This window comes from Pseudomonas sp. zjy_15, from assembly GCF_043101865.1.
Classification (GTDB): Bacteria; Pseudomonadota; Gammaproteobacteria; order Pseudomonadales; family Pseudomonadaceae; genus Aquipseudomonas; species Aquipseudomonas putida_Y.
The window spans coordinates 1-12,646 of the sequence record NZ_JBICII010000017.1 but is presented as its reverse complement, the minus strand read 5'-3'; the positions used below and the strand labels follow the sequence as shown (position 1 = coordinate 12,646).

Below are 12,646 nucleotides of genomic sequence, written 5' to 3'. Positions count from 1 at the left end.
GTGGTGCCGTCGGCGGCCAGCACGCGCACGGTGCTGCCCGGTTCGGCGCGCCCGGTGACCACGCTGCCGTCGGCATTGATCACCAACTCGGTCGGTGCGGCAGGGGCGGTGATGTCAGGGGCGGTGATCTGTGCGGGCAGCGAGGAAACGCCGCCGTCATCGATGGCGACCACGTCCAGCAGTTCGCCGTTAGCCTGGGCCGGGTCGAGGGTTACGGTGAAGCTGCCGTCGGGGCCAGCCACCACAGTGCCAATCAGCGTGCCGTTGGCATCATGCACTTCCACGCGGGTGCCGGCAGGTGCGGTACCGCTGATGCTGCTGCCGTCTTCGGCGACCACCAGGTCGCTGGGGCTGACAGGCGCAGTGGTGACCGGGACTTCGAATTGCAGTGCCGAGGATGCGTTGCCGCTTGGGTCGGTCTGCACCAGGCTCAATTGCTCGCCCGGCTGTGCGGCCGGGGCGAGGTCGACCACGAAGGTGCCGTTGGCGCCGACAGTGCCGGTACCGATGACAGTGCCATTGGCATCGCGTACTTCGACGGTGGCGCCAGGCTCGCCGCGACCGCTCAGGGCCAGGCCGTCAGCGCCGACCAGGATGTCGGTGACCGCATCGGGCGGCGTAATGTCCGGCGCATCGAATTGCAGTGGTGCCGAGGCGTTGCCGGCGGCATCCACCACGCGAATGTCCAGGGCTTCACCATTGGCCTGGGCGGGGAACAGCGTGACGCTGAAGGTGCCGTCTTCGTTGACCAAGTCAGTGCCAATCAGGTTGCCGGCAGCATCGCGCACCTGCACGGTTGCACCAGGCTCACCGCGACCGGTGAAGGTGACGCCATCGGCCAGGGCCAGGTCAGTCGGTTGTGCGGGCGGCAGCAGGTCTGCCGAGGTGACCGAGCCCGGTTGCGATACGTTGCCGGCGGCGTCGGTTAGGGTGACCTGCAAGGTGCTGCCGTCGTTCACGGCAGGGTCCAGGGTGACGGTGAAGGTGCCATCCTCGGCGACAGTGCCAGTCGCGAGGATGTTGCCGGCCGCGTCACGCACCTGCACGGTGGTGCCCACTTCGCCTCGACCATTGAGTTGGCTGCCGGCAAGGCCGATCACCAGATTGGTCGCGGTCTCCGGTGGCGTTGTGTCGCCGCCGTCGATGTCCGGCGCGGTAAGGTTGCCGGCGGTGGAGGCGTTGCCTGCCACATCGGTGGCGGTGACTTGCAGCACCTCGCCGTCTACCTGTGGCGGGTCGAGGGTGATGCTGAAGCTGCCGGTAGCGCCCACTGCCACGCTACCCAGCACAGTGGTGCCGTCGGCGGCCAGCACGCGTACGGTGCTGCCCGGTTCGGCGCGGCCGGTGACCACGCTGCCGTCGGCATTGATCACCAACTCGGTCGGTGCGGCAGGGGCGGTGATGTCGGGGGCGGTGATTTGTGCGGGCAGAGAGGAAACGCCGCCGTCATCGATGGCGACCACGTCCAGCAGTTCGCCGTTGGCTTGTGCGGGATTCAGTTCGATGCTGAAGCTGCCATCGGCGTTGGCAATGGCACTGCCAATCAACGTGCCGTTGGCATCATGCACCTGCACACGGCTGCCGGCTGGCGCGGTACCGGTGAGGGTGATGCCATCAGCATCGATGGCCAGATTGCTTGGGCTGTCGGGCGCGGAGGTCAGTGGGACGTCGTACTCGGTAGCCACGGACGCATTGCCGCTTGGGTCGGCCTGTACCAGACTCAACTGCTCGCCCGGCTGCACCGCCGGATCCAGATCAATCAGGAAGGTGCCATTGGCTCCCACAACACCTGTGCCGATCACGGTGCCATTGGCGTCGCGCACTTCGACAGTGGCGCCGGGTTCGCCGCGACCGCTCAGGGCCAGGCCGTCAGCGTCGACGGCAATGCTGCTCACCGCATCGGGCGGGGTAATGTCCGGCGCATCGAATTGCAGTGGGGTAGAGCTGTTACCGGCGGCATCCACCAGACGCACGTCGAGTGCTTCACCATTGGCCTGGGCCGGCGACAGGGTGAGGCTGAACAGGCCGTCGGCCCCGACGACACCAGTACCGATGACAGCACCGCCGGCATCGCGTACCTGCACGGTAGCGCCGGGCTCACCGCGACCCGTGAAGGTGACGCCTTCGGCCAGGGCCAGGTCGGTCGGTTGTTCAGGGGCTGTAGTATCAGGGGTGTCGACGTCCGGTGCCGTGATGCTGGCAACTGGCGAGCTATTGCCAGCCGCGTCTGCGGCGCTGATCTCCAGGGCCTGGCCGTCGATTTGTGGCGGTTGCAGAGTGATGCTGAACTGGCCGTCGACACCGGCCACAGCAGTGCCCAGCAATACGCCACCTGCGCCTCGTACGGAAACCGTCGAGCCGGGCTCGGCACGACCGGTGAGCGTGGTGCCCTGTTCATTGATAGCCAGGTCGGTCGGCGCCAGTGGTGCCGTTGCGTCCGGCGCAGTGACAGTGCCAGGCGCCGAGACATTGCCGGCGGCGTCGGTCAGGGTGACATCAAGGTTTTCGCTGTTGATCTGCGGCGCACTCAACGTCACGTCGAAGTTGCCGTCGGCACCCACTGTGCCGCTGCCGATCAGGTTGCCGGCGGCGTCGCGGATGTTCACCGTGGTGCCTGCTTCGCCACGGCCGGTCAGACGCAGGCCATCCGGTGAAACCAGCAGGTCGATCGGCGTGGCTGGTGCGCTGGTGTCGGGGTCGGAACCGCCGCTGCTGCCCCCGCCTCCATTGTCCGCCGCTGCTGCCGCGCCGCCCACGCCGAGCAGGCTGAGCCCGGCAATCGCCCAAGTTGGCATGGCGCTGCCTGCAGTACCGATGCCCGCAACCAGTTCGTCCAGCGAGGCCACTTCTTCGAAGGTGAAACCGGTGAACGCTGCCGCATCGTACTGGGCATGCCACAGGGTGCCGTCTTCGCCGACGAAGACCATATCGCTGCCGACGCCGGCCTGGTCCACGGCGAAGAAGTTACCGATGGTGACTTTTTCACCCGACTTCAGGGTGACGATCAGGTCCTGCCCGCGTTGGGTAACGGTGGCCACTTTGTCGGGAGATACCGGTATCTGAACGACGCTTGGTGCTTTGAGATTGATATTGCCCCAGGCGCTCTGAGTGGCGACTTCGGATTGCTTATCGGCGACGACGATGTTGTCCATGGATGCTCCCTGCTGATATCCGGATCCCCCGGCCCGACATTTGGGCCACGACCGACGTAACAGAGCCCTTTCAGGGGTTTTACGCACAGCCTCGACCAGGCAGTCGACAAACGGGTGGTTAGGGAGATATAGCAGCCGGTGGGGAAGCAACCAGATGGCTTTCTGGGTTAATCCTTTGGTAGAAAAGCCTCAGCGAAGCCCAAGCCTGCGGGCCAAACGGCTCAGGTTTGCGCGGTCCAGACCGAGTTCGCGGGCCGCTGCTGCCCAGTTGTCCTGATGCCGCTGCAGGCAGGCTTCGATCACCTGTCGCTGATAAATATCGACGGCTTCACGTAAGCCGCCTTCAGGCGGGGTGACCACTTGCAGCGGTGCAGCGGGGGAGGGCAGCGTGCCTGGCGTCGCTGCCGACACGCGCAGGTCCAGGTCGATGGCGTCGAGGGTGAGGATACGTGGCCGGTCAGGGTGCTGGCCCAGCGCCTTGAGGGCCGAGCGGCCGATCAGGTGTTCCAGTTCGCGCACATTGCCTGGCCAGTCGTAGTCGATCAACGCGGCTTGGGCCTCATGGCTCAGGCGCAGGCTGTTCAGGCCCAGCCGTGAACGGTTCTGTTCGAGGAAGTAGCCCGCCAATAGCAGCACGTCTCGCCCACGTTCGCGCAACGGTGGCACGTGCAGCGGGTATACGCTGAGGCGGTGATAGAAGTCGGCGCGGAAGTTGCCCGTACGCACCTCGGCAGCCAGGTCGCGGTTGGTCGCTGCGATCAGACGCACGTCGACCCGGTGCTCGCGGTCCGAACCCAGGCGCTGCAGTTGGCCGCTTTGTAGCACGCGTAACAGCTTCGCCTGCACCGTCAGCGGCAGTTCGCCCACTTCGTCGAGGAACAGTGTTCCGCCGTTGGCCAGCTCGAACTTGCCGCGGCGCTCGCCATGCGCACCGGTGAAGGCGCCGCGCACATGGCCGAACAGTTCGCTTTCCACCAAGGTGTCGGGCAGGGCGGCACAGTTGAGGCTGATCAGCGGCTTGTCGGAGCGGCTACTGGCCTGGTGCAGGGCCTGGGCCACCAGCTCCTTGCCGACGCCGGTCTCGCCGGTAATCAGCACGGTCAGGTCGCTGCTGCCGACCAGACGAATTTCTTCCACAAGGCGTTTGTGCGCGGGGCTCTGGCCAATCAGCTCTCTATTCTGGCTGCTGGCCTGGCGGTAGAGCTCGGCGCGATGGTGCTCGTTTTCGGCGCGCAGGGCCAGGTGCTCGATACGCTCGGCCACGGTAACGGTGGCGGCCGCCAAGCTGGCAAAAGCCTGCAGGGCATCCAGTTCCAGGCTCTGGAACTGCCCGGGGGTGAGGGCGTCGAGGGTGAGCAGGCCCCATGGGCGCTCATCGACCATCAACGGGCAGCCCATGCAGTCGTGCACTTCGAGGTCCGCATCGGGGGCGTGGACCAAACCATCGTAGGGGTCGGGCAGTTCGGAATCGCTGGCGAAACGGGTGGGCTCCGGGCGGCTGAGCAGTATCTGGAAACGCGGGTGTTCGCTGACCCGAAAGCGCCGGCCGAGGGTGTCGGGGCTAAGGCCATCCACTGCCAGCGGTACCAGCCATTCGCCATCCAGTCGCAGCAGTGCTGCGGCATCGCACGGCAGCAGGCCACGCATGGCTTGCAACAGGCGGCGGTAGCGTTCCTGGTCGGGCAAATCGCGGGACAGGTCGCTGACCAGAGGCAGCAGGGCGGTGAGCAGTGGCTTTGTAGTCATATGGACTCCTATGGGTCGATATGACTATACGCGGGGGTAGGTCGTTTTGACATGACCTGCATCAAGCCCCTGATTTTGCTGGCGTTAAAAGTTGGCACGATTGCTGTAATGGCATGGGCAGTCATTTGAAGCCACAGGCTCAGGAGTTGTTGCAATGCTCAATGCCGAACAACGTGCAATCATCAAGGCCACTGTACCCCTGCTGGAAAGCGGCGGCGAAGCACTGACCACCCACTTCTACAAGATGATGCTCAGCGAGTACCCCGAGGTACGGCCGCTGTTCAACCAGGCCCACCAGGCCAGCGGCGATCAGCCGCGTGCGCTGGCTAACGGCGTGTTGATGTATGCCCGCCATATCGACCAACTGGAGCAACTGGGCGGCCTGGTCGGGCAGATCATCAACAAGCATGTTGCCCTGCAGATTCTGCCGCAGCACTACCCGATTGTCGGAAGCTGCCTGCTGCGCGCCATCGAAGAAGTGCTGGGCAAGGACATTGCCACCCCTGCGGTGATCGACGCCTGGGGCGCGGCCTATGGCCAGCTGGCCGACATTCTGATTGGCGCTGAAGAAAACCTTTATAAAGAGAAGGAAGAGGCCGAGGGTGGCTGGCGCGGTACACGTGAATTCCGCCTGGTACGCCGTGAGCAGGAAAGCAGCGAGATCGTTTCGTTCTACTTCGCCCCGGTGGACGGCATGCCGGTGCTCAAGGCAGAACCTGGCCAGTACATCGGCCTGAAGCTTGACATTGACGGTGCCGAGCAGCGCCGTAACTATTCCCTGTCGGCGCTGTGCGACGGCAAGGAATACCGCATTAGCGTCAAGCGCGAGGCGGGCGGCAAGGTCTCCAGCTACCTGCACGATGAGCTGGTGGTGGGCGATACCCTGCAACTGTTCCCGCCTGCGGGGGACTTTACCCTGGCAGCCAGCGACAAGCCGCTGGTGCTGATCAGTGGAGGGGTGGGCATTACCCCGACCCTGGCAATGCTGCAGGCAGCACTGCAAACCCGGCGCGAGGTGCATTTCATCCACTGTGCGCGTAACGGCGCGGTGCATGCCTTCCGCGACTGGATCGATGGCTTGGCGGCGCGTCATCCACAGCTCAAGCGCTTCTACTGCTATGCCGAGCCGGAAGGGGGCGCTGCAGCCGATGCGGTGGGTTTGCTGAGTGAAGATCTACTGGCAGAGTGGCTGCCGCGGGAACGTGACGTGGATGCCTACTTCCTCGGGCCCAAGGGCTTCATGGCGGCGGTCAAGCGTCAGTTGAAGGGCTTGGGCGTGCCGGAGCAGCAGAGCCGCTACGAGTTCTTCGGGCCGGCGGCAGCGCTGGAGTGATGTAGCGCCTGTGCCGGCCTCTTCGCGGGCAAGCCCGCTCCCACAGGTATTGCACCGGTCTTGAATGTGGTGCCGTCTGTAGGAGCGGGTTTACCCGCGAAAGGGCCGGTACAGGCCTATAGAGTACTCGTCCCCCGCTGCAGCACACCTTTCTGCCTATATATAAAGAAGAGATGAAAACACCTGCGCAGCTTTCATCCTTAATCGTCCTTTAATCACGTTATCCTTCACTCCCGGGTGTCGAGGGGCTTGCCCCTGCGCGGCACCTGGGCAGCCGTTTTTTGCCGCCTGGCGTTGAACCGACGTCGTTGCGGCCGGTCTCAGCCACACCGGATAGTCCTGCGCAGTGCTATCGCACCGCTTCCTCGGCACGCTCACAGGCCCTGCCCAGCGTGTAGACTTGCGCCCAGGCAGGCGGACCACGCTGCCACTATCCATCGAAGGAACCGGCAATGAACGAACAAACATCGCGCCTGAATCGGGAACGGCGCTTTCTGGTGCTGTTGGGCCTGATCTGCCTCTCGCTGATCGGCGGTGCCCTCTACATGCAAGTGGTGCTGGGCGAGGCACCTTGCCCGTTGTGCATCCTGCAACGTTATGCACTGCTGTTCATTGCCGTGTTTGCCTTCATCGCGGCGGCGATGCCCGGGCGCCGCAGCCTGACCTTCTTCGAAGCGCTGGTGGTGATCAGTGCAATTGGCGGAATCGTTGCGGCCGGCAACCATGTGTATATACTCGCCAACCCCATGGTCAGTTGCGGTATCGATACCTTGCAGCCGATCGTGGATGACCTGCCACTGGCAAAGCTGTGGCCACTGGCATTTCAGGTCGACGGCTTCTGCAGCACGCCCTACCCGCCGATCCTCGGTCTGTCGCTGGCGCAATGGGCACTTGTGGCGTTCGTGCTGACCGCCGTCCTGGTTCCGCTCGGTATCTACCGCAACCGACGCCAGGTTTAGACAAAAGTCCCGAATTGCATGGGGTCTTTTGCACCGCATGAGGAGAGGGAAAAGTTGCGCACCGCTTGATCCAGATCAATCCCTAAGCCTTGCAGAATGCGGCTTTGAGGCCTGGCAAGCGGGGTGCGACAAACTGTCGCGAAGTTGAATTCTTGAGCATCATTGTTACGGATTCTGTAAAAGACTGTTGCTCAATAAGTCATAGTCAAGGGTTGGCGACCTATCTACAATCGCCCCCAATTTCCGTTCGGCACTGCTTGCGAGTCGCAGGATTGAAGGAAGCCTCAGCGCTCCTTTTTGCTGACTTCGTCAAGTTTCGCCCAACGGCGATACCGGGCGGACACCCCTCCGCGTTTTCCCGCACCAAATGGACTTGGTCTGAAGTACAGGCCTGTTGCCTACGAAACCATAAGCACCGCTAACCCGCTTGAAGCCAAGGTCCTGCAGTCGGACCCCAGGCAGGAGTGAGTACGGGCGCGAAATGCCTCACTTGGCAGGACGAAGTGTTGGCTACCAAAACACAAATTGCATTGAAGCAAGCTGATCTAGAGGTCGTGAGATGAGTAAAAAGCGTTACCCCAGACTGTTTGGCATATTGCCCTTTTTAGGCATGCTTTTACTCAGTGGGTGCAACTGGACCCTGCTCGACCCGAAGGGCCAGGTCGGCATTGAGCAAAAGAACCTGATCCTGATCGCTACCGGCCTGATGCTGCTGGTGGTAATTCCTGTCATCATCATGACCCTGGCGTTCGCCTGGAAGTACCGTGCTTCCAACAAGGCAGCCACCTACACCCCTGACTGGTCGCACTCGACCAAGATCGAGGCCGCGGTGTGGATCATCCCGATCCTGATCATCATCGCCCTGGGTTACGTCACCTACCACTCCACCCACAAGCTGGACCCTTATCGTCCGCTGGATTCGGACGTGAAGCCGGTTCAGATCGACGTGGTCGCGCTGGATTGGAAGTGGCTGTTCATCTACCCGGAGCAGGGCATTGCCACGGTCAACAAGATCGTCTTCCCGGCTAATACCCCGGTCAACTTCCGCGTCACTTCCGACGCCGTGATGAACTCGTTCTTCATCCCGGGCCTGGGCGGCCAGATCTACGCCATGGCCGGCATGACCACCAAGCTGCACCTGATCGCCAACGAAAATGGCGAATTCGACGGTATCAGCGCCAACTACAGCGGTGCTGGCTTCACCGGCATGAAATTCAAGGCTACTGCCACCTCTCAGGAAGACTTCGACAAGTGGGTCGCTGAAGTCAAGCAGTCGCCGAAGAAGCTGGACAAGGCCGAATACGCCGCCTTGGCCAAACCAAGCGAAAACAACCCGGTCGCGCTGTACAGCGAGGCTTCGCCTGAGCAGTTCCAGCTGATCGTCGACAAGTACGAAGGCATGAACCGCGGTCGTAGCCACGAAGAAGCAGGCAGCACAGATCTGGCCACAACCAAGGGTGTGGAATCGAGTATGCAACCAGCTGCCGGTGCAGAGGAGTAAGAGATGTTCGGTAAACTAAGCCTGGAGGCGATACCCTATCACGAGCCGATAGTCATGGTGACGCTTGCCATGATCGCGCTCGGCGGTATCGCTGTCGTCGGTCTTATCACCTATTTCCGCAAGTGGACCTACTTGTGGAGCGAGTGGCTGACTACTGTCGACCACAAAAAGATCGGCGTGATGTACATCATCGTCGCGATGGTCATGCTGCTGCGCGGCTTCGCCGACGCCATCATGATGCGTACCCAGCTGGCTGCCGCAACCGGCGGCTCCGAAGGCTACCTGCCGCCTGAACACTATGACCAGATCTTCACCGCTCACGGTGTGATCATGATCATCTTCATGGCGATGCCGTTCTTCACCGGCCTGATGAACCTGGCGGTTCCTCTGCAGATCGGTGCACGTGACGTTGCCTTCCCGTTCCTGAACTCCCTGAGCTTCTACCTGCTGCTGGCAGGCGTGCTGCTGGTCAACATCTCGCTGGGCGTTGGTGAATTCGCCAAGACCGGCTGGGTTGCCTATCCGCCGCTCGCGGGCATTCAGTACAGCCCTGGGGTGGGTGTCGACTACTACATCTGGGCGCTACAGCTATCCGGATTGGGTACGACACTTACCGGCGTGAACTTCCTCGTCACCGTGATGAAGATGCGCGCACCTGGCATGAAGCTGATGGACATGCCGATCTTCACCTGGACCTGCACCTGGGCCAACGTACTGATCGTCGCTTCGTTCCCGATCCTGACTGCTGCACTCGCTCTGCTGACTGTTGACCGTTATCTGGACTTCCACATCTTCACCAACGAGCTTGGTGGGAACCCGATGATGTACGTCAACCTGTTCTGGGCGTGGGGTCACCCTGAGGTTTACATCCTGATCCTGCCGGCCTTCGGCGTGTTCTCGGAAGTAACTTCGACGTTCTCTGGCAAACGCCTGTTCGGCCACCACTCGATGATTTACGCATCGGGCGCGATCGCCATCCTCGGCTTTGCTGTATGGCTGCACCACTTCTTCACCATGGGTGCCGGCGCCAGCGTCAACACCTTCTTCGGCCTGGCGACGATGCTGATCTCCATTCCGACCGGTGTGAAGCTGTTCAACTGGCTGTTCACCATGTACCAAGGCCGTGTGCGCTTCACCGCACCGATGCTCTGGACCCTGGGCTTCATGGTCACCTTCTCCATCGGTGGCATGACCGGCGTACTGCTGGCTGTTCCGGGTGCTGACTTCGTTCTGCACAACAGCCTGTTCGTAATTGCGCACTTCCACAACGTGATCATCGGTGGCGCGGTATTCGGCTACATCGCCGGTTTCGCCTTCTGGTTCCCGAAAGCCTTCGGCTTCACCCTGAACGAGAAGTGGGGCAAAGCTGCCTTCTGGTTCTGGCTGTCGGGCTTCTACGTTGCGTTCATGCCGCTGTACGCCCTGGGCTTCATGGGCATGACCCGTCGTCTGAACCACTCCGACAACCCACTGTGGGAACCCTACCTGTACGTAGCCGTTGTCGGCGCCGTGCTGATCCTGTTCGGTATCGCTTGCCAGCTGATCCAGATCGTCGTTTCGGTCCGCGACCGCAACCAGAACCTGGACGTGACCGGCGACCCATGGGGCGGCCGTACCCTGGAATGGTCGACTTCTTCGCCACCTCCGTTCTACAACTTCGCTCACATGCCTGAGAAAGTTGGCCTGGACTGCTGGCACGAAGCCAAGGAAGCAGGCGTTGCGTACAAGGCTCCAGCCAAGTACGAAGCCATTCACATGCCGAGCAACACCGCTACCGGTCTGTTCATGGGCCTGTTCCTGACCGTCTTCGGCTTCGCCTTCATCTGGCACATCTGGTGGCTGGTTGGCGCGAGCCTGGTTGCAACCATCGCTGTCTTCGTTCGCCACGCTGCACGTGACGACCAGGGCTACATGGTTCCGGCCGAAGAAGTGGCGCGCATCGAAGGCGAGCGTATGAAAGCGCTGGCCAAAGCAGGTGCTCTGCCTGCCGGCGCACGTGTCGAATCGTTTGAGCGGGTGTAATCAATGTCCAGTCAAGTAATGCACGGCGCTGCTCATGGTCACGACCATGGGCACGACGACCACCACCACGACTCGGGCCAGATGACCGTACTGGGCTTCTGGCTGTACCTGATGACCGACTGCATCCTGTTTGCGTCGCTCTTCGCCACCTACGCGGTGCTGTCCGGCAGTTTTGCCGGCGGCCCGTCGGGTCATGACATCTTCCAGCTCGATTTCGTAGCTGTTGAAACGCTGCTCCTGCTGCTGTCCTCGATCACCTTCGGCTTCGCCATGCTGAAGATGTTCGATGGCAAGAAAGCTGGCGTACTGGGCTGGTTGGCTGTGACCTTCCTGTTCGGTGCAGGCTTCATCGCGATGGAAATCTATGAGTTCCATCACCTGATCAGCGAGGGCTTCGGCCCGCAGCGCAGTGGCTTCCTGTCGGGCTTCTTCGCCCTGGTAGGTACCCACGGTCTGCACGTGACTGCTGGTCTGATCTGGATGGCAATCATGATGTACCAGATCAACAAGCACGGCATCACGCCGACCGCCAAGACCCGCATGAGCTGCCTGAGCCTGTTCTGGCACTTCCTGGACGTGGTCTGGATCTGCGTATTCACCGTCGTTTACCTGCTGGGGGTTCTGTAATGGCTAACGCACACGACACTCATCACGAAGGTAATCACGGCAGCGTCAAGTCGTACATGATCGGTTTTGTACTGTCGATCATCCTGACTGCGATCCCGTTCGGCCTGGCCATGACCGCCAGCCTGCCGAAGAACCTGACCGTTCTGATCATTGTTGCCATGGCCGTGATCCAGGTAGTTGTTCACCTGGTTTACTTCCTGCACATGGACCGCTCGAAAGAGCAACGCAACAACGTTTCGACGTTCCTGTTCACCACCCTGGTGATCGCTCTGCTTGTCGGCCTGTCGCTGTGGATCATGTTCAGCATCCACTTCGAAATGTTGGCCAAGTGAGGTAAGACTGCATGTCCGTTAAGCACTTTATCCAAATCACCAAACCGGGGATCATTTTCGGTAACGTGCTTTCCGTGGCAGGCGGTTTCTTCCTTGCCTCGAAGGGCCATGTGGATTTCGCCCTGTTCCTGGCGGTGGTGATCGGTACTTCTCTGGTGGTTGCGTCCGGATGCGTGTTCAACAACTGCATCGACCGTGACATCGACCACAAGATGGAGCGCACCAAGAACCGTGTCATGGTTCAGGGCGGCATGTCGCTGCCCCTCGCGCTGATCTACGCCACCCTGCTCGGGGTGGCGGGTTTCAGCCTGCTGTATGTCCAGGCCAACCCGCTGTCTGCGTTCTGCGCACTGATTGGCTTTGTCGTCTACGTCGGTTTCTACAGCCTGTGGCTGAAGCGTAAGTCGGTGCACGGCACCTTGGTCGGCAGCCTGTCGGGTGCCATGCCTCCGGTGATCGGCTACTGCGCCGTGAGCAACAGCTTCGACCTGGCTGCGGTAACCCTGCTGGTGATGTTCAGCCTTTGGCAAATGCCGCACAGCTTTGCCATCGCGATCTTCCGCTTCAAGGATTACAGCGCTGCCAACATTCCGGTTCTGCCGGTGGCACGTGGCATCCTCGCGGCGAAAAAGCAGATCGTGCTGTACGTGCTGGCCTTCGTGCTCGCCACCCTGATGCTTACCCTCGGCGGTTACGCCGGCCTCGGCTACCTGGCCGTGGCAGCAGCCATGGGCCTGTACTGGCTGTACATGGCCTGGGGTGGTTACAAGGCCGAGGACGACAGCAAGTGGGCCCGCAAGGTGTTCGGCTTCTCCATCCTCACCGTTACTGCCCTGAGCGTGATGATGGGTGTGGACAGCCAGACTGCTGCGGACGTGCTGATGACCTACGCTCGCTGAAACTGCTGCCTGTTTCACGAAAACCCCGGCCTCTGCGCCGGGGTTTTTTTTGATGTTTTTCCTGGGCTGGCCTCT

At 61.6% G+C, this 12,646-nt stretch carries 9 protein-coding genes; 7 read left to right on the top strand and 2 right to left on the bottom strand.

What is annotated here, in order from left to right; genetic code table 11:
• Together ACF8EF_RS02210 and norR are read right to left on the bottom strand one after the other, a co-directional pair.
• Nucleotides 1-3,152: Ig-like domain-containing protein (locus ACF8EF_RS02210; RefSeq protein WP_392460380.1), on the bottom strand; the 3,152-nt coding region annotated here is incomplete at its 3' end.
• A 189-nt stretch (nucleotides 3,153-3,341) separates the two neighbouring features.
• Nucleotides 3,342-4,898, bottom strand: coding sequence for a nitric oxide reductase transcriptional regulator NorR (gene norR / locus ACF8EF_RS02205; RefSeq protein WP_176685508.1), 1,557 nt, complete (start codon nucleotides 4,896-4,898; stop codon nucleotides 3,342-3,344).
• Nucleotides 4,899-5,052: 154 nt separating this feature from the next.
• Here norR and hmpA point away from each other — a divergent pair, with 154 nt between their 5' ends.
• From hmpA to cyoE, 7 genes are all read left to right on the top strand, one after another.
• Nucleotides 5,053-6,231: an NO-inducible flavohemoprotein gene (gene hmpA, locus ACF8EF_RS02200; RefSeq protein WP_176685509.1), complete on the top strand. Its 1,179-nt coding sequence runs from the start codon at nucleotides 5,053-5,055 to the stop codon at nucleotides 6,229-6,231.
• Between the two features lie 452 nt (nucleotides 6,232-6,683).
• Nucleotides 6,684-7,190: a disulfide bond formation protein B gene (locus ACF8EF_RS02195; RefSeq protein ID WP_176685510.1), complete on the top strand. Its 507-nt coding sequence runs from the start codon at nucleotides 6,684-6,686 to the stop codon at nucleotides 7,188-7,190.
• 559 nt (nucleotides 7,191-7,749) lie between these two features.
• Nucleotides 7,750-8,691 carry a ubiquinol oxidase subunit II gene (cyoA, locus tag ACF8EF_RS02190; protein WP_176685511.1) on the top strand — a complete coding sequence of 314 codons (942 nt, stop codon included), beginning with the start codon at nucleotides 7,750-7,752 and terminating at the stop codon, nucleotides 8,689-8,691.
• A gap of 3 nt (nucleotides 8,692-8,694) precedes the next feature.
• A complete protein-coding gene (cyoB, locus tag ACF8EF_RS02185) occupies nucleotides 8,695-10,713 on the top strand; it encodes a cytochrome o ubiquinol oxidase subunit I (RefSeq protein ID WP_010952047.1) in 2,019 nt (672 codons plus the stop codon).
• Nucleotides 10,714-10,716: 3 nt separating this feature from the next.
• A complete protein-coding gene (gene cyoC, locus ACF8EF_RS02180) occupies nucleotides 10,717-11,340 on the top strand; it encodes a cytochrome o ubiquinol oxidase subunit III (protein ID WP_019436939.1) in 624 nt (207 codons plus the stop codon).
• Complete coding sequence (cyoD, locus tag ACF8EF_RS02175; protein ID WP_003248599.1) at nucleotides 11,340-11,672, top strand: cytochrome o ubiquinol oxidase subunit IV; 333 nt, start codon at nucleotides 11,340-11,342, stop codon at nucleotides 11,670-11,672. The genes cyoC and cyoD overlap by 1 nt, the downstream gene beginning before the upstream one ends.
• An 11-nt stretch (nucleotides 11,673-11,683) precedes the next feature.
• Complete coding sequence (cyoE, locus tag ACF8EF_RS02170; protein ID WP_003248596.1) at nucleotides 11,684-12,571, top strand: heme o synthase; 888 nt, start codon at nucleotides 11,684-11,686, stop codon at nucleotides 12,569-12,571.
• Nucleotides 12,572-12,646: the final 75 nt, after the last annotated feature.

Excerpts from the sequence above, each read along its gene's own strand:
- cyoD (WP_003248599.1), top strand. The coding sequence starts at position 11,340 with ATGGCTAACGCACACGACACTCATCACGAAGGTAATCACGGCAGCGTC.
- cyoE (WP_003248596.1), top strand. The coding sequence starts at position 11,684 with ATGTCCGTTAAGCACTTTATCCAAATCACCAAACCGGGGATCATTTTC.
- ACF8EF_RS02195 (WP_176685510.1), top strand. The coding sequence starts at position 6,684 with ATGAACGAACAAACATCGCGCCTGAATCGGGAACGGCGCTTTCTGGTG.
- hmpA (WP_176685509.1), top strand. The coding sequence starts at position 5,053 with ATGCTCAATGCCGAACAACGTGCAATCATCAAGGCCACTGTACCCCTG.
- cyoB (WP_010952047.1), top strand. The coding sequence starts at position 8,695 with ATGTTCGGTAAACTAAGCCTGGAGGCGATACCCTATCACGAGCCGATA.
- cyoC (WP_019436939.1), top strand. The coding sequence starts at position 10,717 with ATGTCCAGTCAAGTAATGCACGGCGCTGCTCATGGTCACGACCATGGG.
- cyoA (WP_176685511.1), top strand. The coding sequence starts at position 7,750 with ATGAGTAAAAAGCGTTACCCCAGACTGTTTGGCATATTGCCCTTTTTA.
- norR (WP_176685508.1), bottom strand. The coding sequence starts at position 4,898 with ATGACTACAAAGCCACTGCTCACCGCCCTGCTGCCTCTGGTCAGCGAC.